21 protein-coding genes are annotated in these 23,238 nt (G+C 64.7%); 12 read left to right on the top strand and 9 right to left on the bottom strand.

Annotation, left to right across the window (positions count from 1 at the left end; all coding sequences use genetic code 11):
• Positions 1 to 45 precede the first annotated feature (45 nt).
• Both ACV095_RS02600 and ACV095_RS02595 read left to right on the top strand, forming a co-directional pair.
• On the top strand, positions 46 to 2,688 hold the full coding sequence (locus ACV095_RS02600) for an exo-rhamnogalacturonan lyase family protein (protein ID WP_478222845.1): 2,643 nt from the start codon (positions 46 to 48) through the stop codon (positions 2,686 to 2,688).
• A 177-nt stretch (positions 2,689 to 2,865) separates the two neighbouring features.
• Positions 2,866 to 3,834, top strand: coding sequence for an SRPBCC family protein (locus ACV095_RS02595; RefSeq protein ID WP_056391636.1), 969 nt, complete (start codon positions 2,866 to 2,868; stop codon positions 3,832 to 3,834).
• 70 nt (positions 3,835 to 3,904) lie between these two features.
• Here ACV095_RS02595 and ACV095_RS02590 read toward each other — a convergent pair whose 3' ends face one another.
• Genes ACV095_RS02590 through ACV095_RS02580 form a run of 3 tightly spaced genes read right to left on the bottom strand, consistent with a single transcriptional unit; the run spans position 3,905 to position 7,022 of the window.
• Complete coding sequence (locus ACV095_RS02590) at positions 3,905 to 5,143, bottom strand: metal-dependent hydrolase family protein (protein WP_018770698.1); 1,239 nt, start codon at positions 5,141 to 5,143, stop codon at positions 3,905 to 3,907.
• The gene (locus tag ACV095_RS02585) at positions 5,140 to 5,631 is read right to left on the bottom strand and encodes a GAF domain-containing protein (protein WP_018770699.1); all 492 of its coding nucleotides are present in this window, start codon (positions 5,629 to 5,631) and stop codon (positions 5,140 to 5,142) included. Before ACV095_RS02585 ends, ACV095_RS02590 begins: the two co-directional genes overlap by 4 nt.
• Positions 5,628 to 7,022, bottom strand: coding sequence for an MFS transporter (locus tag ACV095_RS02580; RefSeq protein WP_478222844.1), 1,395 nt, complete (start codon positions 7,020 to 7,022; stop codon positions 5,628 to 5,630). Before ACV095_RS02580 ends, ACV095_RS02585 begins: the two co-directional genes overlap by 4 nt.
• Positions 7,023 to 7,123: 101 nt before the next feature.
• Here ACV095_RS02580 and ACV095_RS02575 point away from each other — a divergent pair, with 101 nt between their 5' ends.
• The 3 genes from ACV095_RS02575 to ACV095_RS02565 all read left to right on the top strand — a co-directional run bounded on the left by ACV095_RS02575 (position 7,124) and on the right by ACV095_RS02565 (position 9,946).
• Entirely contained in the window at positions 7,124 to 8,002 is an 879-nt protein-coding gene (locus ACV095_RS02575; protein WP_026265989.1) for a MurR/RpiR family transcriptional regulator, read from the top strand.
• Between the two features lie 523 nt (positions 8,003 to 8,525).
• Complete coding sequence (locus ACV095_RS02570; protein WP_224084126.1) at positions 8,526 to 9,347, top strand: hypothetical protein; 822 nt, start codon at positions 8,526 to 8,528, stop codon at positions 9,345 to 9,347.
• Positions 9,348 to 9,406: 59 nt separating this feature from the next.
• Positions 9,407 to 9,946 (top strand): hypothetical protein, encoded by a 540-nt coding sequence (locus tag ACV095_RS02565; RefSeq protein ID WP_134165512.1) that lies wholly within the window; start codon positions 9,407 to 9,409, stop codon positions 9,944 to 9,946.
• Between the two features lie 388 nt (positions 9,947 to 10,334).
• On the opposite strand, the gene ACV095_RS02560 is transcribed toward ACV095_RS02565, so the two are convergent.
• Both ACV095_RS02560 and ACV095_RS02555 read right to left on the bottom strand, forming a co-directional pair.
• Positions 10,335 to 12,335 (bottom strand): rhamnogalacturonan lyase, encoded by a 2,001-nt coding sequence (locus ACV095_RS02560; protein WP_478223406.1) that lies wholly within the window; start codon positions 12,333 to 12,335, stop codon positions 10,335 to 10,337.
• Between the two features lie 244 nt (positions 12,336 to 12,579).
• A complete protein-coding gene (locus ACV095_RS02555) occupies positions 12,580 to 13,053 on the bottom strand; it encodes an Lrp/AsnC family transcriptional regulator (protein WP_018770706.1) in 474 nt (157 codons plus the stop codon).
• 92 nt (positions 13,054 to 13,145) lie between these two features.
• Here ACV095_RS02555 and hisC point away from each other — a divergent pair, with 92 nt between their 5' ends.
• The 3 genes from hisC to ACV095_RS02540 all read left to right on the top strand — a co-directional run bounded on the left by hisC (position 13,146) and on the right by ACV095_RS02540 (position 15,659).
• A complete protein-coding gene (hisC, locus tag ACV095_RS02550) occupies positions 13,146 to 14,264 on the top strand; it encodes a histidinol-phosphate transaminase (protein WP_478222843.1) in 1,119 nt (372 codons plus the stop codon).
• 50 nt (positions 14,265 to 14,314) lie between these two features.
• Positions 14,315 to 14,947, top strand: coding sequence for a YitT family protein (locus ACV095_RS02545; RefSeq protein WP_478223405.1), 633 nt, complete (start codon positions 14,315 to 14,317; stop codon positions 14,945 to 14,947).
• Positions 14,948 to 15,017: 70 nt separating this feature from the next.
• A complete protein-coding gene (locus ACV095_RS02540) occupies positions 15,018 to 15,659 on the top strand; it encodes an NADPH-dependent F420 reductase (protein WP_056391642.1) in 642 nt (213 codons plus the stop codon).
• A 53-nt stretch (positions 15,660 to 15,712) separates the two neighbouring features.
• Here the strand turns inward: ACV095_RS02540 and ACV095_RS02535 are convergent, their stop codons facing one another.
• Positions 15,713 to 16,630 (bottom strand): SMP-30/gluconolactonase/LRE family protein, encoded by a 918-nt coding sequence (locus tag ACV095_RS02535; protein WP_478222842.1) that lies wholly within the window; start codon positions 16,628 to 16,630, stop codon positions 15,713 to 15,715.
• 156 nt (positions 16,631 to 16,786) lie between these two features.
• Here ACV095_RS02535 and ACV095_RS02530 point away from each other — a divergent pair, with 156 nt between their 5' ends.
• On the top strand, positions 16,787 to 17,137 hold the full coding sequence (locus ACV095_RS02530) for a hypothetical protein (RefSeq protein ID WP_018770711.1): 351 nt from the start codon (positions 16,787 to 16,789) through the stop codon (positions 17,135 to 17,137).
• Positions 17,138 to 17,217: 80 nt separating this feature from the next.
• Here ACV095_RS02530 and ACV095_RS02525 read toward each other — a convergent pair whose 3' ends face one another.
• Positions 17,218 to 18,150, bottom strand: coding sequence for a threonine/serine dehydratase (locus ACV095_RS02525; RefSeq protein ID WP_478222841.1), 933 nt, complete (start codon positions 18,148 to 18,150; stop codon positions 17,218 to 17,220).
• A 2-nt stretch (positions 18,151 to 18,152) separates the two neighbouring features.
• Complete coding sequence (locus tag ACV095_RS02520) at positions 18,153 to 18,428, bottom strand: hypothetical protein (RefSeq protein ID WP_018760893.1); 276 nt, start codon at positions 18,426 to 18,428, stop codon at positions 18,153 to 18,155.
• Positions 18,429 to 18,544: 116 nt separating this feature from the next.
• Here ACV095_RS02520 and ACV095_RS02515 point away from each other — a divergent pair, with 116 nt between their 5' ends.
• The 3 genes from ACV095_RS02515 to ACV095_RS02505 all read left to right on the top strand — a co-directional run bounded on the left by ACV095_RS02515 (position 18,545) and on the right by ACV095_RS02505 (position 22,271).
• Entirely contained in the window at positions 18,545 to 19,927 is a 1,383-nt protein-coding gene (locus tag ACV095_RS02515) for an SLC13 family permease (protein WP_478222840.1), read from the top strand.
• A 163-nt stretch (positions 19,928 to 20,090) separates the two neighbouring features.
• Positions 20,091 to 20,675 carry a dTMP kinase gene (locus ACV095_RS02510; protein WP_056391648.1) on the top strand — a complete coding sequence of 195 codons (585 nt, stop codon included), beginning with the start codon at positions 20,091 to 20,093 and terminating at the stop codon, positions 20,673 to 20,675.
• 108 nt (positions 20,676 to 20,783) lie between these two features.
• Positions 20,784 to 22,271 (top strand): cation:dicarboxylate symporter family transporter, encoded by a 1,488-nt coding sequence (locus ACV095_RS02505; RefSeq protein ID WP_478222839.1) that lies wholly within the window; start codon positions 20,784 to 20,786, stop codon positions 22,269 to 22,271.
• Positions 22,272 to 22,355: 84 nt separating this feature from the next.
• On the opposite strand, the gene ACV095_RS02500 is transcribed toward ACV095_RS02505, so the two are convergent.
• Positions 22,356 to 23,234, bottom strand: a complete 879-nt coding sequence (locus tag ACV095_RS02500; protein WP_223992792.1) for a hypothetical protein — start codon at positions 23,232 to 23,234, stop codon at positions 22,356 to 22,358.
• Between the last annotated feature and the right edge of the window lie 4 nt (positions 23,235 to 23,238).

Raw genomic sequence — 23,238 nt, 5'->3', positions numbered from 1 at the left:
TATCGGGACTTCCGCGCGCAGCAATCACCAGTGGAATTGGATGACATGACGGACAACACCCTCATCAGGTGGATCGACGGGCAGGCACCCGCAGAAATCAGCGGCGGAACCACGTGGGGGATGCCGTTCCCGCGCGGCACCGCGCAAGGTGTGGAGGCGTTGTCAGTTGCGGACGGCAGCGGCACGCCGGTCCCCAGCCAGGCCTGGCCCCTGGCCACCTGGCCGGACGGGTCCCTGAAGTGGGCGGGCATTGCGCTGCCGGCAACGGACACGCCCTCGGACACCTATCAGGTGAGGGCCGACGGCGGCACGGCCGCCGAACCCAGCCAGCCGTCGTCGGCCGGCGCGTCCGTCACGGTCACCGAAAGTGCCGACACCCTCACCGTGGACACCGGCGTCCTGCAGATGGTGATCAACCGCGGCGGTTCCACCCTGTTCAGCACCCTTTCCCGGAACGGGCGGGAAGTTGCCCGGGACGCCCGGCTGGTCAGCCTGCTGCAGGACAGCGTCCCCGAGGGCGCGGGAACGGTTGGCCGGGACGCCTTCACCGGCGGGGTCACCGCCGTCGTCCTGAAACAAAGCGGCCCCGTGCGGGCGGTGGTGCGGCTGGAAGGCAACCACCGTCCGGACACTCCAGAAAGCGGAAAGCGGGACTGGCTGCCGTTTGTGGTCCGCTTCTACTTCCATGCCAACGCCCGCAGCGTGCGGATGGTGCACTCTTTCATTTGGGACGGAGACGCGGACCAGGACTTCCTGGCAGGACTGGGCGTGCGGTTCACGGTGCCACTGGCGGCGGAGCTGCACAACCGGCACATCCGCATCGCCGGAGCCGACGGCGGGTTCCTCGCCGAGGCAGTCCGCGGCCTCACCGGACTCCGCCGCGACCCGGGCGAGGACGTACGGGAGGCGCAGATTAACGGCCGCCCCACTCCCCCGCCGGATACCTGGAACCCTGACGTCTCGACCCGCCTCCACCTGGTTCCCACGTGGGGCGACTACACCCTCAGCCAGCTCAGCGCCGACGGATTCGAGCTGCGCAAGCGCACCGCCGCCGGCCACGGCTGGGTGGGAATCACCGGCGGCACCCGCGCCGGCGGCTTCTGCTCCCTGAGCGATACCCACGGCGGACTCGGGGTGGGCATCAAGGACTTCTGGCAGTCCCACCCGGGCCAGCTGGACATCCGCGGCGCCGCCACCGGCGAGGCCTCGCTCACGGCGTGGCTGTTCTCCCCCGAGGCCCAGCCCATGGACCTGCGTTTCTACCACGACGGCCTGGGCCAGGAAACGTTCGAGGAACAGCTCGACGGCCTGGAAATCACGTATGAGGACTATGAGCCGGGCTTCGGCAACCCCACGGGAATTGCCCGCACCCACGAGTTGACCCTGTTCGCCTACGATGCCACCCCGCCCACCGAAACCCTCGCGGCCGACGCCGCCTCCGCCGCCACCCCGGCCCTGCTGCAGGCCACACCGGAGTATCTGCACTCGGCGGGCGTCTTTGGCGACTGGGATCCGGTGGACCGGAGCACTCCCGCGCGGGCCGTGCTTGAAGACCGGTTGGACTTCCTGTTCGATTTCTACGCCGGCCAGGTGGAACAGCGGCGCTGGTACGGCTTCTGGAACTACGGCGACGTGATGCACACCTACGACTTTGACCGGCACGTGTGGCGGTACGACGTGGGCGGCTACGCCTGGGACAATTCGGAACTGTCCCCCGACCTGTGGCTCTGGTACTCCTACCTGCGCTCCGGCCGGGCGGAAGTCTTCCGCTTTGCCGAGGCCATGACCCGGCACACGGGAGAAGTGGACGTTTACCACCTGGGTCCCTGGAAGGGGCTCGGCTCACGGCACAACGTCCAGCACTGGGGCTGCAGCGCCAAGCAGCTGCGGATCAGCACGCCGGCCTACCGGCGTTTCTACTACTACCTGACGGCGGACGAGCGCACCGGGGACCTGCTGACCGAACTGGTGGACAGCGACCAGAACTTCCTGGGTCTTGACCCCGTGCGCAAGGTCCGCACGGATGCCGACACCTACCGCCCCAACCGCGGCGCACTTGGCGTGGGGCTGGGGACGGACTGGGGTTCCCTCGCCGCAACCTGGCTGACGGACTGGGAACGCACCGGCAACCCGCGTTCCCGCGACCGGCTGCTGGGCACCATGGCGGACATCGGGGCGCTCAAGTACGGCTTCCTCACCGGTGAAGCGCTGTATGACCTGGACAAGGGCCGGTTCGACTCCGGCCGCGAGCAGATCCAGGTCTCACACCTCAGCGCGGTGTTCGGCTTGGTGGAAATCTGCAGCGAGCTGGTGGACCTGGTGCCGGACCCGGAGTTCGAGCGGTCCTGGCTGCAGTACTGCCGGCTCTTTCTGGCATCGAAGGAGGAACAGGTGGAAGCCGTGGGCCAGCCGCTCGACGGCATCCATCTCACCCAGGCCCACAGCAGGCTGACGGCCTACGCGGCGGCAAGGTTGCAGGACCCAGAACTGGCAGCCCGGGCATGGGAAAGCTTTGCCGAAGGCGGGGAGCACCTGAACCACGAATCGGCCTTCACCCTGCGGAAAATCGAGCCGCCCCACGTGTTGGCGCCCGTGGACGAGGCGCCGACGGTGTCCACCAATGACACCGCCCAGTTCGGGCTGGCAGTCATCCAGAACCTGGCGCTCGTGGGCCGGTACCTGGACTGACACTCCTGCGTGGCACAAAACCGCGACGGCGGCACCTGGCCGGGTGCCGCCGTCGTCCGTTTTCCCCCATGACCAAGTTGGACTCTGGAAACATCCAAGATCAAAAGGTATGTTAGTAAGCATGCTGATGATTCTTCCCGAGTCATTGGTTTCCGGTAGCAAAGCGAAGGAGACGTTATGAGCACGAAGGTGGAAAAACGCATTCTGGTGAACGTACCGGTGAGCACCGCTTATAACCAGTGGACCCAGTTCGAGGAATTCCCGCACTTCATGGGCGGCGTCAAGAGCGTGACCCAGCTCAGTGACGACCGGCTGGAATGGGTGGCCGAGATCGGCGGCGTCCGCAGGCAATGGGAAGCCAAGATTTTGGAGCAGGTCCCGGACCGCAAAGTTGCGTGGGCCGCGACCGAAGGTGCCACGAACGCCGGCGCTGTGGAGTTCGAGGACGTGGGAGGCGGCCAGACCTCCATCCGGCTGAGCCTCGAATACGAGCCCGAAGGCCTGATCGAGAAGGTGGGCGACAAGCTCAACGTCGTGGACCGGCAGGCGGAATCGGACCTGCAGAAGTTCAAGGAATTTATTGAGGACGAAGGCTACGCCAGCGGCGCCTGGCGCGGATCCGTCAATGCCGGCTCAGCTGTGGGCACGCCCGGTGTTGAACATGCAGGGGGCTCCCGCGGCGATTCCGGCAAGGCCGGCGTCTCCGGCAAGGTTGCGGCCGGCGTCGGCATCGCAGCGGCTGCGGGCGCAGCAGCGGCCATGGCTGCCAGCGGCAACAAGGAAGACACCGAAACGCGTGACGTGACGGTTACGCAGACCACTCCCGCGGTCCCGGCAGAACCGGTTGTGCCCGCGGAGCCCCTCACCACCGGCGCCACCACCGGCAGCGCCTACCCGGGCACGGGGACAACTGACACCACAACCCCAGGCACGACGTCGGGGGCCGGCTCCACCGGCTCGGTCGCCGACCTGGGCGATGACAGGATCGGCCACGCTTTTGACCAGACCAACGGCCTCGTGGACACCACCGGCGAGTCCGATGACACGGTTGCCGGCGAAAACCTGAGCGCCGGCGAACGGCGCGAGGACGACCGCAACGCCGACGGCGGCCTTCCGCCTGTGGGTGGCAACCTCGGCGGCCACTGACCCGTCCCAACCGAAGAACCAGCGCCGCCCGCCTTTCCCCCAAAGGCGGGCGGCGCTTTGCCGTCACTGCTTAGTTTGCGGCCCCCGGGATGACGGCGCCGTCCTGGATGACGAACTCAAGATGGTCAGCCATGTCGGCAAGCACAGCAATGTCCTGTACCGGATCAGCCGTCAGGACGAGCATGTCGGCGTCCGCTCCGGGCGCGATAATTCCAATTTCACCGGGCCTTCCCAGCAACTCGGCGGCCGTGGTGGTCGCGGCACGGATAGCGTCGATGGCCGGCTGGACCTTTCCCAGCAGCCTGAACTGTTCGTTCTGGTGACGATGCATGCCGCCCAGCAGGTCTGAACCGTAGACCAGCTTCACGCCTGCTTCGTGGGCCTGGGCAATGGCTTCAAGTCCACTGTTTAGGACAGAATCCACTTTGGCCCACATCTCCTCCGTCAGCCCGGACTCCCGGCCTTCTTCCTTCAGGGCCCAATATGTCACCAGGGTGGGCACCAGGAAGGCGTCCTTTTCCAGGAAGAGACGAAGGCTCTCGTCATCAAGAAGGTTGCCGTGTTCGATCGACCTGACTCCTGCCTCCAGGGCCCGGTTGATGGCGCGGGCAGTGTAGGCGTGCGCGGCGACGTACCGGTTGGCCGCCTCCGCTTCCTCCACGGCGGCCCGCATTTCATCGCGCGAGTACTGGGTGGAGTCGATGCGATCGGTGGGGGACGATACCCCTCCTGAGGCCATGATTTTGATGTGGTGGGCTCCCTTGCGGAGCTCGTCACGGGCCGCGGCGCGCACGGCGTCCACACCATCGGCAACCCGGCCGATCCCGCAGCAGCCTTTGCGGTTGGGCTCATGGTCCTCGCCGGGAAGGCGCATATCGCCGTGGCCACCCGTCTGGCTGAGGGCCCGCCCGCAGAAGTGAAGCTTGGGACCCTCAAGAAGCCCTTCGGCCTGCGCCTTCGCCAGGCCGAAATCTGCACCTGAAAGGTCACGGACGGTGGTGAAGCCCCGCCGCAGCATACCCTGCATGATTCGGGCGGTCTGCGCATACACATAGGAGGGCGGAGTCCAGGTCAGCGAACGGAAGTCCGCGCTCGAGGCCACGACGTGCACGTGGGCGTCAATGAGGCCCGGGATGACATATTTGCCCGTTCCGTCGATGATCTGCGCTTCTTCCGGAGCATCCGCACCCTTCTCTACGCTCCTGATTTTTCCGCCTGCTGTGACTACGTCGGCGACCGAGAAGGTGCCGCCGTGAACGTCCAGGACACTGGCGTTCCTAATGACAAGTGGTTGGGTGGATTGAGTCACGGGCGGACTGCTTCCTTTCCGGTAAAGACGGTTTGGTCTGAATTGATAAAGGCCGATGCGATCTCTTCGGTCGCAGCGGACACAACTGCTGATGCGGTGCTGAGGCTCCGATCGGTGTACTTTCCTTCGGCATCAAGCAGTGCCAACACACCCACCACCGCACCGCCGGAGACCACGGGAATATTGATGACCGCACCGCATCCGAGGGACTGAATCAGGGCAACATCAGTAAACACTTCGGCCAGCGACTCCAGATCGGGTGCCAGGAATGGCTGCTGCTTAGCTATGACGGTTTCCAGCCAGCCTGCAGAGATTTCCACTGACTTTTCAGCACCCAGCGGGTACTCCTCTGGATGGCTGGTGAACACACGCCGCAATACGGAGTCTGCCTGCAGCCAACGGAGTGCGGTGAACAGGATGACTCCAGGATCCTGGCGCAATTCTCCGTAGACGGCCTGGAGTGCTGCGTCGACTTTCGATCCGTTCATTTGCCGCCTCCCACTGCGGCCGGGCGCTCCGGTTCAGTGCGGGCGTTGATATCTTCCAAGGACTTGCCCGCTGTCGACGTTCCAAAGATGACCACACCCAGAACGCCGACTGCCAGGACCACCGTGGTCATGGTGAAGACACCGCCGAAGCCCAGGGTTGCGGCGAACACACCGATGATGGACGGGGCCAGGATGCTTCCCACCCTGCCAACGGCACTTGCCAGCCCTACGCCGGTAGCCCGCATCCACGTGGGGAAAAGTTCCGGCGTGTATGCGTAAACGCCGGCGTAGGTGCCGTTGAGGAAGAAGGAAAGCGTTGCTGCCGCCACCAGGATCATCCCGGCATCGCTGGATTGGCTGAGCCAGAACGCGCTGAGGGCCGAGCCCGCCAGGTACAGGGCGATGGTGTTCTTGCGGTCGACGCGGTCGCAGAGCCAGGCGGCGGAGAAGTAGCCGGGGATTTGGGCCAGGTAAATGATGATGGAGTATTCGAAGCTCTTGGTGACCGTGATTCCGCGCCCCACAAGAAGGGTGGGGATCCAGGAGAAGAATCCGTAGTAGGAGAAGGTGATGACGAACCAAATCAGCCAGATCACGGCGGTCCTGCGACGGAGGGCAGGCGACCACATGACCTTCAGGGCGTTCCAAATGCTGATTTTTTGCCCATGCTTGGCAATATCCTCGACGCCTTCCTCCGCTGCCGGCAACTCCTTGCCTGTTGCGCGGAGGACCTTCTGCTCGAAGCCTTCAACCACGCGTTGGGCTTCCGCCGCACGGCCTTGACTCATGAGGAAGCGGGGTGATTCAGGCAGGCTGCGGCGCCACCAGAGGAGCAGCAGGATGGGAACTGCCGTGATGACCTGCGCCCACCGCCATCCGTCGTCGCCCACGGGGACGACGAACCGTCCGATGAATGCGGCGGCAACGAAGCCGAAGGAGAAGAACCCGGCCAGCGTCCCGATGAACCAGCCACGCCGCTTGGGCGGGATGAACTCTGAGAGGAACGGGGCGATGATGACGCTTTCCGCTCCAGCGCCGAGCCCTGCAAGGACACGTGCAACGAGGAAGACTTCAAAATTGGGCGCCATGGCAGCAACCACGGACATGGCGCAGTAGAAGGCAAGGGCCCACAGCATGACCTTCTTGCGCCCGAACCGGTCCCCCATCCAGCCGGAAAGAATAGCGCCAAAGAAGAAGCCCAGCGGCGCAGCGGAGCCAACCAGGCCCAGGGACGCCGTGCTGAGGCCCCAGAGTTCCTGGATGCGGGGCAGCAGGAAAGCCACGACCGCGCCGTCCATGCCGTCAAAGGAGTATCCAAGCCCTCCGATAAGGAGAAGCTTGTAGTGTGGACGACTGAGTGGGAGCCGGTCCAGGCGAGCTGTTAGAGACATGGGAATCCTGCCGAAGTGGGCCAAGTTGTACAGTTTTTAGAATTTGCACAGATCCGTGCATGTAGATTGAAGTTACGTGGATCACTTGCGGAGGTCAATAGGTGAAACAAGAAGTTAACAGCGCCACCTTGACCGAATGGCTCGACGGCCAGGCCCAGGGACGCAAGCTTGCAGCCCGGCAGCTGCAGGTACTGGGTGTCCTTCGATCCCAGCCCCGGCTGGCCTCCTACGGTTCAGTCAGCGACATAGCGGCCGCGGCATCGTCGAACGCGTCGACCGTGACCCGCACCGCCCAAACGCTTGGTTTCAAGGGGTGGGCTGAGTTTCAATTCGAGCTCCGCTCCCGGTTCCTCGCATCGCTGAGCGCAGTCGAAATCGCCGCCGAACACAACGGCCACGTCAGCAGCCCGGCGCAGGCCTCGCTGACCACCGATCGGTCCAACCTGGCGCACCTGGAGCGGACCGTGGATCCGGGCGTGGTCCATGCGGTTGCCGAGGCCATCGCAGGTGCGCGGCAAACCCTCATTATTGCTGCCGGCAGTTATGCCATTCCGGGTAAGGCGCTGGAACACAACGCCATCATTGCCGGGTACGACGTCAGGCTGTTCGACGCCGACGTGGCGGCACTGACCAATGCTGTGGCTCGCCTGACGCCGGACGATCTGGTCATTGCCATCAGCCTTTGGCGCGTCTATGACAGCACCGTCCGGGCCGTGGACATCGCACACAGTCTCGGCACCAGGATCGTTACCATCACGGACACCGCCAGCTCACCGGTTGCGGAACATGCAACGGACCGGATTGTGGTGCCTGCCGAAAGTGCGGGCTTCTTCCCCTCCCTGACGGGCGCAGTGGCGGCGGTGCAGGCTGTGGCTGTTGAGCTCGCTTCCTTGGATCGCGATCGGTCGACGCGGAGTATCGCGGCTTCGGAACGCACCTGGGACCAGATGCGGATCATGCACCCGCGGCCCAGTTCATAAGCTGCCCAATGATAGGACCGGCAGAGGTAGTCGTTCAGGTGGGTGGCCGGTGTATCGGTACTGATGTGCGCGCGGCTTCATCGGAACAACTCACGGTGATGTTCAGCGGTTCACGTCTTCTCTTTTCAGCGGGTCCTTAGCCTCTTTCGACCCGCCCTTCACACCCATAGCATCAGCGCATTAGAACAGCCGGATGCTTGGCAGCTTTTTGGAGGTGGAGGGGAAAGCAATGAGCGCTGACCGGAAACTTTCCCCGTGGAAAGGTCTTGCGCTTGTCGCGGCACAGGCCCTTCTCCTCGGAGGGTGCGCGCAAGGCGGTGCGCCTCCGTCACCAACAGCGTCGCCCTCATCCGAACCAATGCAGTCCCCCTTGTCCGGACCAACGCGGTCAGCTTCAGCCAAGTCGGGCAGTCCGGCCTGTGACCTGATCACACCCGAGATCGCCGTAAAGATCGATCCTGGTTTGGCCCAAATGGGCCCAGGGGGCAAACCGGCGGGGAGCCAGGGGTATGTGTGCAGTTACATGAGCAAGGCGGAGAAGGTCCTTGCGCTCACCGTTTCACTGACCTCACCCGCGTCGGCGGCGGAGATCGCCGAAACGAAAAAGACACCGGACTGCTCGGTCATTGAGGGCATCGGTGATTTCGCATGCATGCAGTGGTCGGGCTGGTTCCGCGGCGAGTCCGGCGGGGCGTCGGCAAACACGGTGCTCAAGGCTGTCCGCGGCAACGAGTCGCTCGACCTGCGGATCGTGGCCATGCCGCCAATGTCACCGGACACCCCGGGACCGGACGGCGACGCCGCGGCGCGCGCACTTGCCCAGGCCCTTGTCGAGGGCGGGTGGGGCAACGGGGCTGAACTCCGTGTACCGCCCGCCCCGCCCGTCGGTCCCCAGACTGAGACGAACAATCCCGTATGTGCCTTGGTAAGCGTAGACGCGCTCAAGCAGGCCTTTGGCACCACAACGCAGGCGCAGGTTCTCCCGGGTGAGGGTAACTGTCGGTACCAATTTGGTGCTCTGGGTACGCCCGGGGCGGACTCGCTCAAATTCGCCATCGAGCTCCATCAAGGCGGTGCGTCCGCGCTCTCGGGGCCTATGCCGCCTGATGGCCAAAGCATCGAAGGCGTTGGAGACAAAGCAATCCTGCTAATCCGATCAGACCCGGGCGGACCCAAGGCTCTCCGGCCGCCAAGTGATGTACCGGTTACCTACATGTCACTGATGGTGGCCCGCGGCCAGAACATGGCCATATTCGTCGCAGAGATCCTGATCTCACCAGCTGGACCCACCGAAGAGCAGGTTAAGGAACAGTTCGTCACCTTGGTCAAGGGGATCGACTTCTGAGACAGCCCCTGCCCGCCCCAACAAGCTCTGGGACGGAAACCAACAGGAGGAGGACCCCGATGCATCCAGAAGCCAGCAGCAAAGTGCTGGAGCCTTACGGCGGAAGGGCCGAAGACACAGCCATGGTCCGCAAGTCCTATGCCTTGATCACCCAACCACCGGCGTCTGGATCGACTCCGCCGATCCTCGGTCCGACCGAGCCAGGTGAATGCAACGTCTTCCACAGGTCGTGGCAGCACGAGGCGCAATTGGATCCCTCCATGGGCTTCGCGCTGGCCGAGATCTTCAACGCCGGCAATCGAGGCATGGGCATGGTTCTCTTTGATGTGCGGAGCGCGCCTCGGGAGACGCTCGCCAAAGCGGACTTTGACTACAGCCCGGAGCTGATGGCTCGCTGCGCCATGTTTGACCAGACACTTTCCTCAGCCAATGGACCCCAGAGGTTCACCATTCAACTTCTCCCTGGTCCGGACATTGGTGAGAAGGCGTACCTGACCAAGGAATCCTTCGACGGCAACGCTGTTGGGGTCGGGGCTCCGCGTCCTTGCCGGAACGGTGTCTCTGGACATGGGTGCCAACACAGGTGCGGCGATAACTGAGGAAGAGGCACTGACCCTGATGTCGCAGATAGCGCAGGAGTTTGTCGACGAGATGAAGAATCCTCACTAGCGTGAAGCATTCCGGCGGCTATTGGTGCCCCGCCGTGGCCGCCTTGCCGCGAGCCGGGAACAACTGCGCCCCCCGCCGCCAGACGGGCAGACGCTTAAGCACGCGCCGCGTTCCAGCGCACTGCGTCGGAACGGGGGCCCGTCGTCGTCCCACAGCACCCCTCCGCACCTATGGCAGCGCCAAATCTTTGGGCTCTGGCCTCCCGATCGACGACATGAAAAAGGCGCGCCCCGAGTAGCTGAGCGCGCCCTTCCCGATCCTCCATATAGCCCTTAATCAGGCTGCATCTGCATGATGACTTCGCCGGAGTCCGGCGGCTTACCTGGCCTTGCCTGCGTAGAAGACAGCCGGTGAGGCCGGCGTCTGCATGCCCTCACCGATGAAGAAGCTGGGGTGCGGAGGCTGGTTGTAGCCGACCGTCTCGCGGGCCACGCCGGTCCGGTACATGGGGTCGTGCATCAGGGTGCGGAGCCGGACCTCGGTGGGAGAGGTGGTGGTGTAGATCCGCAGCTCGGTGCTGTCGGCGGAGGGGAACACCAGTTCCTCGCGCCAGTCACCCAGCAAGTCGGCCTGCAGTGACGGGTTGCCCTTGGTGCCGTTGTTGGTCCTAGCGCCGGTGGCTGTCAGGAGCCGGTCGCTGGTTTCGGTTTCCCAGTTCCACTTGGAGATGGTGGGTACGCCCACGCCTGCCTCGGCATTGAAGTCGTGGTCAACGATTTCCCGCAGCAGGTCGCCGTCCCACCAGGCCATGAAGTTGGCCGCCGGGATCTTGTCCGAAACCCGCTCGCCCTTGGCCGACATCAGGAACCCCGCCGGTGAGTTCCAGGCAGCGTCACCGCCCACGGCCCAGCTTTCCGAGCCTGGGAACCGGGGGTCGATGTCGCCGGTGGCGCCTCGGCCGGTGTCCTTGACAGCGGGAATGCTCCAGAGCACTTCACCGGTGGCGGAGTCGCGGAAGGTGGCACCGCGATTGCCGCTCGCGGACATGCTCTCGTGTACGGCGAACGTCTCAAAGCCCGGCCGCGAGGGGTCAAGGTCGCCGGTGTGGATGGCGTCGCCGTGGCCCAGCTTGGTGTTGTACAGCGGCGTGCCGTCGTCGTCGATCGTCATGGAGCCGAAGACGAACTCATCCTTGCCATCCTGGTCCACGTCCGCCACAGACAGGTTGTGATTGCCCTGGCCCTTGTATTCGGCCCCGGCCACGTCGGAATCGAACTTCCACCGCTTGACCAGTTTGCCGTTGACCAGGTCGTAGGTGACCAGGACCGTGCGGGTGTAGTAGCCGCGGCTGAACATCATGGACGGGTGCTCACCATCGAGGTACGCCACTCCGGCAAGGAAACGGTCCACGCGGTTGCCGTAACTATCACCCCAGGCGGCTACGCTCCCGCGCGGCGGATCATAGGGAACCGTATCCATAATGGTGCCGCTGGCACCGTTGAACACAGTGAGGAATTCCGGCCCTGACAGGACGTAGCCGGCGCTGTTGCGGTAGTCAGCCGCAGCATCGCCAATGACGGTCCCTGCCGCATCGGTGGTGCCGTCCGCAGTTTTGAAGGCCACTTCGCCTGTGCCGTCGCCGTCGAAGTCATAGGTCAGCATCTGGGTGTAATGGGCGCCGGCACGGATGTTGCGGCCAAGGTCGATTCGCCAAAGCTTGGTGCCGTCCATCTTGTAGGCGTCCACGTACACATTGCCGGTGTAGCCGGACTTGGAGTTGTCCTGGGCGTTGGACGGGTTCCAGAGCTGGATGATTTCGTAGGCCCCATCGCCGTCCAGGTCCGCCACACTCGAATCGTTGGCCGTATAGGTGTACGGCTTGCCGTCCCTGCTGACGCCGTCGGCGGGCTTGTCCAGTTTGATGGGCAGGTAGTTCTGCGCCAGCGGACTGAATTCGGCACTGAGCTTGTCCTGCCCGTTGCCGTTCCCGACCGTCTTGATGACGTACTTCGAGGCCGCCGTTCCCGCAGGATCCACATAGGTGGTGGTGCTGCGGATGGGCTCGTCGGTGATCTGGACGCCGTCACGGATGACGTGGAAGCCCACGCTGTCCTTGTCCAGGCCGAGCATCCGCCAACCCAGGGTGACGCCCCGGTCCGTGAGCACAGCCACGGGGGCACGGTCCAGGGTTTCCACCTGGCGGGTGGGCCCGGACGGTGCCGGGGCGGCGGGGCTGGCCTGGGCGGCCGGCCCGGCCTGGCCGGGATCAGCAGCAGCAAGCGGGACGCCAGTGAAGGCCAGTGCTGCGGCGAGCGTTGCCGCCGCTGCGGCCGGCGCGGCCTTCCAGGCCCTGCCCGCTGGGGATTGCGGGGAACACATTGAGGGTTGTGCCAAAAGAACATCTCCTTTGATGCGGCGGCAGCTGAGTCTGCCGCACGTCAGTTTGGAACGTTTCATTCACGCCAAGGATCTCCCTCCCGAGTGATGTGGAGGAGGGATGGAAGCTGCGGGGAAACGCTTTCTGCCCTTTAGGTTTATCAGCGCATGACAAATATGGTCAATAGTGTGACGTAAGTAATTGGGAGATTTTGTTTCATTGCGTTTGTTTCCCATCTCGTTGGATTCACTGCTTCCCCGTCGCCGCCTGCAGCAGCGGCAGGGTGCGGGTGGGCATGACTTCCACCAGGGACATGGCCGTGCTGGTGCGGACGACGCCGTCAATCGCCAGCATCGCGTTGGTGATCCTGTGCAGGTCGGCGGGGTCCCTTGCGGCCACCTTGGCGAGCAGGTCCGCGTCCCCGGTGGTGGCATGCATCTCGATGATTTCCGGAATGGTCTGCAGCGCCGCCACGGCAATGTCGCTGGCGGACTGGCTGATGGAGATCGAGATGAAGGCAATCAGCGGCAGGCCCAGCGCTTCCGTTCGCACCCGCTGGCTGAAGGGCGCCAGGCTGCCGTCGTTGACAAGCCGGCGGAGCCGGGCGTGCACCGTATTGCGGGCAACGCCCAGCGTCCTGGAGAGGGACAGGACCGTGGCCTGCGGATCCCGGTCAAGTGTGAGGAGGATCTCAGCGTCAAGGGCATCAATGCGGTGCATACTGAGCATTTTGCCACCCCTGCAGTCCCTGAGCACCGGATCTGTCCTCCTGCACACAGTTGTGTTGCGCAAACGTCCTGCGCTCCGGGAGCATGCTCTCCATGACCAGCACCCTTCCCGAAACCCAGGCACCCGAGGTCCGTACCGCCGTCGCCCAACTTCCCGCCTACGTGGCCGGCAAGAGCGCGCAGTCTGACCTGACCGCCGCCCTGGCCTCGAATGAAAGCCACTTTGCTCCCCTGCCGTCCGTCATTGAGGCAATGTCGGCCGAGGCGGGCAGGATCCACCGTTACCCAAGCATGGGTGCGGTGGAGGCGCGGGACGCCATTGCCCAGCAGTTCGGCGTCAGCGCCGGGGAAGTCGCCGCCGGACCGGGGAGCTCCGGCGTCCTGCAGCAGATCATTTCCGCAGTCTGCGGCCACGGCGACGAAGTGGTGTACGCGTGGCGCTCCTTCGAGGCCTACCCCATCCTGGTGGCAGTGGCGGGCGCCGTTTCGGTCCCCGTGCCGCTGCTGGCCACCGAGCAGCACGATCTCCACTCCATGGCCGCCGCGATCACGGACCGCACTCGCCTGGTCATCCTGTGCTCGCCCAACAACCCCACGGGTGTGTCCATCAGCCCCGCGGACCTTGAGGAGTTCCTCCGCTCCGTTCCGCCGCGGGTGCTGGTGGTACTGGACGAGGCCTACGTCGAATTCCAGCGCGGACCAGGCGTCGACTCGCTCGATTTCTACCGCCGCCACCCCAACCTGTGCATTCTGCGCACCTTCTCCAAGGCATACGGGCTGGCGGGCCTGCGGATCGGATACGCCATTGCCCGGCCGGAAATTGCTGAGGGCCTCCGCCGGACGGCCGTCCCCTTCGGCGTGAACAGGATGGCGCAGGCGGCCGCGGTTGCTTCGCTGGCCGCCGGGGACGAAATTCTTGAGCGGACCGAGGCGGTGGCCCGGGAACGCACCCGGGTCATCGGCGCGCTACGGGACTATGGCTGGGATGTGCCGGACAGCCAGGCCAACTTCTACTGGCTGCGTGCCGACGATGATTTGCGTGTGCAGCTCCTGGACGCGTTGGCCGACGCCGACATCCTGGTGCGCGGCTACGCCGTGGACGGGGTCCGCATCACGCTGGCGGACCGGGCCACCAACGACAGGGTCCTTGCTGTCCTGGCCAACCGCGGGCGGTTCCTGCGTGAGGCGGCCGCGGCCCAGTGAGCACCACAACAGAAACACCGGCTGCCGCAACCCCTGCCCCAGCCCGGCACATGGAAGGGCCGACGGCGGCACCTTCAGCGCCGCCGTCGGCCGTCCGTCATTCCGTGGTTGAGGACGTCCTGGGCATCCTGACCGGCACCTTCGCGGCGTCGCTGGGGCTGTTCCTGCTCAAGTCGAGCGGGGCCGTGACGGGCGGCACCGCCGGCCTCGCACTGCTGCTCAGCTATTCGGTCGCACTGCCGTTTGGCGTCATCTTCTTCGCAGTGAACCTGCCGTTCTTCGCCCTGGCAGTGTGGAAGAAGGGCTGGAACTTCGCCCTCCGCACCGGCGCCGCGATCTCCCTGGTGTCCGTGATGGCCAGCCTGCACCCGGCGGCCCTGGGGTCCCTGCACATTGACCCCGTGTATGGCGTGCTGGGCGGAAACCTGCTCGCCGGCGTCGGCCTCCTGATCCTGTTCCGGCACCAGTCAAGCCTGGGCGGCTTCAACATCCTGGCCCTGCTGCTGCAGGAAAAGCTGAAATGGCGCGCAGGGTACGTGCAGATGGTGCTGGACGTGGCCATCGTCCTGGCGGCCCTGGCACTCGTTCCGCCCCTGACGGTGCTGCTGTCCGCGGCCGGCGCCACCCTCCTGAACCTGGTCCTCGCCCTGAACCACCGGCCGGGCCGGTACCTGGGAAAGTAGGCGGCTTACCGGCTTTTTATTCCCTGCAGGCCGCTGAAATATCTGCGCGGGGACCTGCGTTGCCGCCCATATGACAACAATCGGAATCATCGGTGCAGGACATATTGGCAGCCAGGTTGCACGGAAGGCCGTGGAGCTGGGCTACGACGTAGTCATCAGCAACTCCCGTGGGCCCGAAACCCTCCAGGAGCTGGTTTCGGAACTTGGCCCCAGGGCGCGGGCCGCCACGCCGGCTGAAGCAGCAGCGGCCGGCGACTTCGCCGTGGTCACGGTGCCGCTGAAGAACTACAAGGACATCCCGGTGGAGCCGCTGGCCGGCAAGATCGTGATCGATACCAACAACTACTACTGGGAGCGGGACGGCAGGATCCCCGCCCTGGACAACGGCGAAGCCACCACCTCCGGTCTGCTGCAGGAGCACCTCCCGCAGTCAAAGGTGGCCAAGGGCTTCAACCACATCATGGCAAAGGACATCACCACGGACGGAACTCCGGACGGCACGGAAAACCGGCGCGCCCTGGCCACCGCCAGCGACTACCAGGAAGCCGCGGACCTGGTGACCCGGCTGTACGACGAATTCGGTTTCGACACGGTTAACGTGGGGCCGCTGTCCGAGAGCTGGCGCGTGGAGCGGGACCGTCCTGCCTACGTGAAGAGGCAGAACGCCGTTGAGCTGAAGGACAACCTGGAAAAGGCTACTCGGACTCTCTGATTCGTCCCGTCCGACAACTGGCTGGCAGTGCCTACTGCCAGCCAGTTCTGTGTTTAACGGTTCCAGGCCGGTACCAGCACCACTTCGAACGGGCTGGGCGGCTGGTTGAACTGGGCGTTGACCGCGGCGAGCGTATTCCCGAACAAGGCGACCGTTGTAGGCACATTGAAGTCGCTGCTCTTGATCGTGTCCCGTACCTCGCCGGAAGCCAGGTCGCCGGAGAGGTCGATGCGCGCTATCTGGTTCAGCTGGTTCTGGACGGCCCAAAGGTTGTCGCCGCGCACCAGGATGCCGTCAACATAAGGAACTTTGACGCCCTTGATCGCAGCGCTATCCCCGGTCCTGGGGTCCACCGTGTAGAGGGCTCCGTTGAGGGAGTGGGCCACGATGAGCATTTTGCCGTCCCGCACGGCCGCAATGCCGTTGAGGTTGAACCCCTGTTTGACGTCCGCCGCCGGGCCACTGAGCTTGAGGGTCTTCACTTTGCCCAGTTCCCCGTCCCCGCCGACCGGCAGGAAGTAGAGCTCCGCGGCGGCTGAGTTGGTGAACCAGGCCCCGTCACTGGTGAGGGTGACGTCGTTGATGAATCCCTGGGCCAGGCGGATATCGGCAACCGGCTTGCCCGTGTCGGTGTTGTAGACGAATGCCTTGCCGGTGTTGGCTCCCGCCACAAACAGCAGGTGGTGGCAGGGATCGGCCTTCATCCCGGCGGCGGCGCGGCCGGCCGGTGCATCGATGAAGCGGGTTGCCGTGTCCTTGCGGATGTCGCCGCGGAAAATATCGCCCGTGGTGAGTTCCCCTGCATAGAAAGTCCTGCCCTCCCCTGCCGCGATGCCTTCGGCGGAGGTGGCGCCGTCGAGCACTATCTCCCCGGACGGTGGAGCAGCCGACGCCGGAAGGGCAGTGGGAAGAAGCAATGAAAAAGAGGCCACGAGCCCTGCGGCGGCACCGTGGCGTACTGGATGGCGCATGCTGGTTCCTTAGTCTGGGTCGATGCGCGCGGGGCCCATCTGCGGAAGCTCCGCACGATTGGTGCTGCCAGTTTAAGCGCATGTATTGGGCTTGCGAAGGCATCGGCCTACCCAATCTGCTTACAATCGAAACCTCTGACCACTACTGAGGGACCCATGAAGAAATTCGCCACAGCCCTGTTTGCCGCCGGCCTCGTTGCCTCCGCCACGGCCTGCTCCGCCACGCACCAACTGTCCACCGCTGAAACCTGCGAGCGGATCCAGGCCGTTGTGTCGAACCCCGCCAACAACGCCGGCAAGACGGGGATGAACAACCTCGCCAACCAGATCCGACCCATCCACGCCGTTGCTTCGGACGATCTCAAGCCCGCCCTGGCCTCGATCCTGGCGTACACGGACGAGCAGGCCAAGGAAAACCCGGACAAGGACAAGCTGGCCGATCTGCAGTCGGGCTACCAGGAAGCCGGCAGCACCTACAGCAAGTTCTGCGGCCAGGCCGGCGGCTAGACAATCTTCTGAAGGGACCGGCCGCCTGCGGGACAGGCGGCCGGTCCTTTCTCTGTCTCCGGCCTATCTCTGTCTCCGGCCTAGAGCGTGGCCGGATCCGTGTTGGCGCCGCAAAGGATGACGGCAACGCGTTCGTCCTTTCCGGGCACGTAGGCGCCGGAGGCGAGCGCGGCGTAGGCGGCTGCGGCACCGTGCTCCACCACGATCCGGTAGTCGTTCCACAGCGCGGAGCGGGCGGCGATGATCTGTTCATCGGAGACCAGGACGCTCCCGACGCCGCAGCGGACCGCGACGGAGAAGCCGATGTCACCAACGCTACGGGCACCCAGGGAGTCCGCGGCGACGCCCGATACCGGGACGTCCACCGGTTCCCCTGCCGCCAGGGCGGCGTGGAGGGTGGGCGCAGTTTCCGGTTCCACAGCCACCACTTTGGCAAAGCCTTCGACGGCGGCGGCTACTCCCGCCATCAGGCCGCCACCGCCCACGGCCACCAGGACGGTGTCCACGTCCGGCACCTGTTCCAGCAATTCGGAGCCCACCGTCCCGGCGCCGGCGGCAATTTCCGGCTGGTCGTAGGCATGGCAGTAGATGGCGCCGGTCTTCTCTGCGTGCGCAATGGCGGCCTGGTAGGCGGCCGCGTACTCTGAACCGCCCTGGACCACGGTGGCACCGATGGCCCTGAGCTTGCCGACTTTGACGGCCGGTGCCGCTTCAGGAACGAAGACCGTTGCAGGCACCCCGAGCTGGGCCGCCGCATAGGCGTTGGCCAGGCCCGCGTTCCCGCCGGATGCAACAACCACCCCCACGTCCGCCTGCAGTTCACCCCGTTCCTTGCTGGCCAGGATCCGGTTCAGCGCGCCCCGGGCCTTGAACGTGCCCGTGTGCTGCATGAACTCGCATTTGAACCAGACCGGGCCGGCGGCGGTGCCCGCATCCGCCTGCAGGACGGGGGTCCTGCGGACAAGGCCCGCTGTCCGCTGCGCGGCCTGGTCGATGTCAGCGCGGGTGATCATTGTCAGACTTCGTCATCCCAGGTGCCCGGCTCCGCCAGCGCCTCTTCGGGCTTCTGTTCCGGGTCGGCCTCTTCGCCGCCCACATACGATGCCGGGACCGTTCCGGCAGCATGGCCCTGCTGTTCCTCGCGGATGTTGGATGCTCCCGGCTGTTCCAGGTGCTGGCCGGACTGCGGGGCCTTGGTGACGTCGTCCTTGGTTTCGTCCTTGGCCCCGTCCGGGTCGCCCGGCCCGCGGAGGTCTGCGGTGTTCTGGGGATCGTCGCTGGAAACGGTCATGGTCCTGCCTTTCACCTGGGAACTGCTGTACCGGCCGGGGAACCCCCGACCGGCTTCCAGCCTACGGTCTGGAGGTAGTCGCCGGCCCGTTCCCGCGCGATTTCCAGCAGTGTTGAGTGGAAGGCAACCTCCGCCGTCGTATCCTGCTGTGGGTGGTGGCCGGCCTGGCCATCCTGGGCGTGATTGCCCTCGTTGCCGGCGGCATGTTCAACCAGGCGGCCGCCACGGACCCGGAGCCGACCATGACCGCTGTCCAGATCATCCCGCTGGTGATCCTCGTGGTGATGTTCGTCGTGGCCACCAAATGGCCGCTGAACATCGGGGTGATGGGACTAGTCGCGTCATTCGGCGTCGGCTATTTCATGCTCGGGATGTCTGACAAGCAGATCCTCGAGGAGTTCCCGGCCACCATCGTCCTCACCATCATCGGCGTCACCTACTTCTTCAGCATGGCCCAGCGCAACGGCACCGTCGAGATCATCGTCAAGGGATGTGTGCGGATTGTCCGCGGCAAGACGATGCTGCTGCCGTGGGTGTTCTTCCTGGTCGCCGCCGCGCTGACCTCGCTCGGAACGTTCTCCCCGGCCGCCATCGCGCTGCTGGCACCGGCCGCGATCGGGTTCGCTTACGAATCGCGCATCCACCCCGTGGTCATGGGCGCCTTCATCATCAACGGCGCACACGCCGGCGGATTCTCCCCGCTGTCAGTGGCCGGCGTGCTGGTCCACAACATCGCACTGAAGAACGACTTCCCGATTTCCCAGGGCGGCCTGTTCATTGCCAGCTTCGCCCTGAACCTCATCCTCTCGGTGCTGACCATCGTCCTGTTCGCCCTGATCGGCAAACTGCGCGACGGTGCCAGCGGGCTGCACGTGGACATCGACACTTCCTCCGCCGGACGCCCGCACGGCCAGCAGATTCTGACGCTGGCGCTGATCGCGGCAATGCTGGTGTGCACCCTCGGCTTCCACATGCCCATCGGCTTCGTGGCCCTCTCCGCCGGCCTCCTGCTCGCGTTCATCAACATCAAGGAACACAAGACCTTCATCGGCGGCATCTCCTGGTCCACCGTCCTGCTGGTGGCAGGCATGATCACGTACGTATCCCTGCTGGCGCACGTGGGCGTCATCGACACGCTTGCCGAGCACGCCCTGGCCCTGGGGGCTCCGCTGCTGATCGCCCTGGTCCTCTGCTACGTGATCGGTGTCGGCTCGGCCTTCGCGTCCTCCACCGCCCTGCTGACCGCTTTCATCCCGCTGGCCGGCCCACTCCTGGCCACCAGCTCGCTCAGCGCCTCCGGAACCGTGGCCGCGCTGGCCATCGCAGCCACCGTCGTCGACGTATCCCCCTTCTCCACGGACGGAGCACTCGTAGTGGCCAACGCCCGCGACGACGACCGGCAGCGCGTCTACAAGCAGCTGATGTTCTACGCAGGCGGCGTGGTGCTGGTGGCACCGGCACTGGCGTGGGCCCTGCTGGTACCCACCGGCATCATGTAGGTCCTTTTCCACCATCAGGCGGCCCGTCAGCATCTAGCGGCCCGCTTTGCTGTTCACTTCCTTGACCTGCCGCCCCGGACTCTGTCCCCCAGCTGTGAATTGCAGCTCACCCGGGACGTTGCGCCCTCCCCCGGCGTTGAACAAGGCGGCGGGAGGAGGCCGGATGATCATTGTGCTGACGGGTATCGACGGATCAGGGAAGTCGACGGCGGCCCGCGCCTTGGCGTCGTCGGTGCGGGCGGAGGGCGGCCGTGCGCTGCTCCTGAGCAACCACGCGGGCCGGCGGGTCATGTCCCTGCTGTCCGCCAGGCTGGGAGTGCGCCTGCCCGCCAAACTGGCCGACGCCGTCGAAACCGCCCTCCGGGTGGGCAACGTACTGGTATCGCACCTGCGCGCCAGCCGGTTCGACGGCCTGGTAATCATGGACCGGCACCTCCACTGCCAGCTGGCACTGCGGACCGCCAACGGATTGCCACGCGGCCGGTTCCTTCCGTGGCTGCTGGCCCGCCTGCCGGAACCGGACGCCATCTTCCATCTGGACATCGACCCCGTCGAGGCGCACCACCGCATCATTGTCCGGGGCACTGACTCAGAGAGCCTTGATGACCTCGCCGCATTCCAGTCGGGATACCGGGACCTGCCGGAGTACGCGCGCTTCGTGAAGCTGGACGCCTCCGTCCCCGCACAGCAGTTGATGGCCGAGTTGCGCTCACGACTCGACGGGGTCGCAGTCACAAACACTATTTAACATTCCACATAGCGGAATTTGGTTTTCCTCTTGCGGAATTAGTGTGACGAGGATTACGTTGGAAACGGCCCCGAAAACGGGCTGTTCCCGATTGATAGGCAAAGGTCAATGAAGATCCCAAACCCTGAGGCACTGAAGGCGAGTTCGGTGCCCGCGAAGAGGAAGCCGCTGTACAAGTCGCTCTTCTTCCAGATTCTGATCGCCGTCGTGGCAGGTGTCCTCATCGGGCATTTCTGGCCGGACCTTGGATCACAACTGAGGCCGCTCGGAGATGGCTTCATCAAACTCATCAAAATGATCATCGCGCCGCTGATCTTCCTGGTGATCGTTACCGGAATTTCAGCCGTAGGCGACGTCAAGGCGGTCGGAAGGGTTGGGGTAAAGGCCCTGCTCTACTTCACGGGAGCAACCCTGTTCGCCCTGGTCTTCGGACTCATTGTGGGAAACATCGTCCAGCCCGGAGCCGGCCTGAACATCGACCCGTCGACGCTCTCCCAGGCAGACCTGGACGCAAAGACCGGGTCCGCGGCACCCAAGGATGCAGCGTCCTTCATTCTGGACATCATCCCGGCCAGCGTCATCGGCGCATTTGCCAGCAACAGCCTCCTGCAAGTGCTCTTCTTCTCAGTGTTTTTTGGTGCTGCCATCGTAGTGATCGGGCGCGAAAAGTGCCTGCCGGTCATCAACGTCATGGAAACCATCCTGGAACTGATCTTCAAGATCATGGCATGGATCATGAAGGTCGCCCCGCTGGGCGCCTTCGGCGCCATGGCATTCATCATCGGCCAGTACGGGCTGGATACCCTGAGCACCTACGCGGTCCTGATCGCAGCCTGCTACGGCGCCGCTTTGGTCTTCATCGGCCTGCTGTTCGTCGTGGCCTGGGGGTTTGCCCGGGTGCCGCTCTGGCAGTTCCTGAAGTACACGCGGGAGGAGTTCCTCCTGGCCCTGGGCACCGCATCAACCGAAGCGGTGATGCCCAGGATCATGACCAAACTGACCAACGCGGGCTGTTCCCGTGCCACCACCGGCCTTGTGGTGCCCACCGGTTACTCCTTCAACCTCGATGGCGCAGCGATCTACCTTTCGATCTCCCTGCTGTTCCTGGCCCAGGCCTTCGGCCACCACCTTGACCTTGGCCAACAGCTGGCCGCCCTTGGCGTACTGCTGCTGACATCCAAGGGCATGGCGGGGGTTCCCGGCTCCTCATTCCTCGCGCTTTCCGCCACTGCTGCAGCACTGGGTATCTTCCCGGTGGCCGGCGTGGCACTGCTCCTTGGCGCAGACCGGCTCATGGACTCAATGCGCGTCGTAGTCAACCTGCTGGGCAACTGTGTTGCCACCTTCGTTGTCTCGAAGTGGGAAGGCCAGTTTGACCGCAGCGTCATGCTGCGCGCCTTCAAGGGTGAGATCACCAACCACGACTCTGCGATCCTGCTGGGCAAGGAAGAGGATTTTGAGGGGCAGGAGCTGCAGCGGCTTACAGCGGGACAGGACCCATCACCGAAGTTCCGGGGCGCACCAACACGGGAGGTCGTCTCCGAGTTGCCGGTAAACACAAGCGCCAGCGTCGGCTTGAGCGGCAAAGCCAAGTAGGGCGCCGGGCAACGAGAGAACGGGGCGGGCCAGGACAGTAATTGTCCTGGCCCGCCCCTTTTCAATATTGCGGAGTTGGTGCCGCTACCGCGATGCCGTCGGGGAGGCCGACGACGAGGAACCGCTGCCCGAGGTCATCGTCGCCGACGAGGTGGACGAGGCGGTGGACGACGCCGAGCTGCCCGGCGATGACGTGCCGGAAGAACCGGACGAGCTAGTGGAGGTGGGGCTGGACGTTGCGCCGCCTTCGGCCTTCTTCAACACGTCGTTAATGAGCTCCTCAAGCTCCTTCTGGTCCTTGTCGCCCAGATCGGTGCCGCCCTTGGTGGCAACCACCAACAGGCGCCCCTGGGCAGCGGAAACCTGCATCAGCTTCTGCTGGTTGTCGCCGCTGCGGGTGCTGACGGTTGCGAAGGTCTCATCAGCGTCAGTGTCCGCCTTCAGCTCCTGGCTGGAAACGTCGTACTTCTGGCCAAGGGCGGAGACCGAGAATTTGGCGCACTGGTTCATCTTGCCGCTGATGTCACTCAGTGTCTTGACGGCGTCGGGGCCCTGGCTGCCGGACTGTGCTGACAGCGTGCGCGGCTGGTTGCCCTCGGAAAGGGCCACGGCTACGTCGCCGCTTTCCACCTTGTCCAGCAAGCCGGCGGTGGCGATGTCCTTGCAGTCCTTGGGGTCGATGGTTGCCGTGCTCATGAGCAGGTTGGCAATGTTTCCGCCCTGGTCAACCTGCTCCTTGGAGTACAGCTTGAGTTCGTTGCCGTCAGCGTCCTTCATGCCCGAAATGAGGTCGCGGAGCTCGTCCTCCGAGTACACCTTGGCGTTGGCGGTTTGGCTGGCAGAGGCGGATGCCGACGTCGTTGCCGTGCCTGACGGGCTGGCAGTTCCGCCGCCTCCTCCCGAACAGCCGGCCAAGGCCAGCATCGCCGCAGTTACCACTCCAAGCGCAGAAACTTTTCGCATCAGG

The sequence above is a fragment of the Arthrobacter sp. JDC6 genome, assembly GCF_056484025.1.
This window is presented reverse-complemented; position numbering and strand designations above follow the sequence as displayed.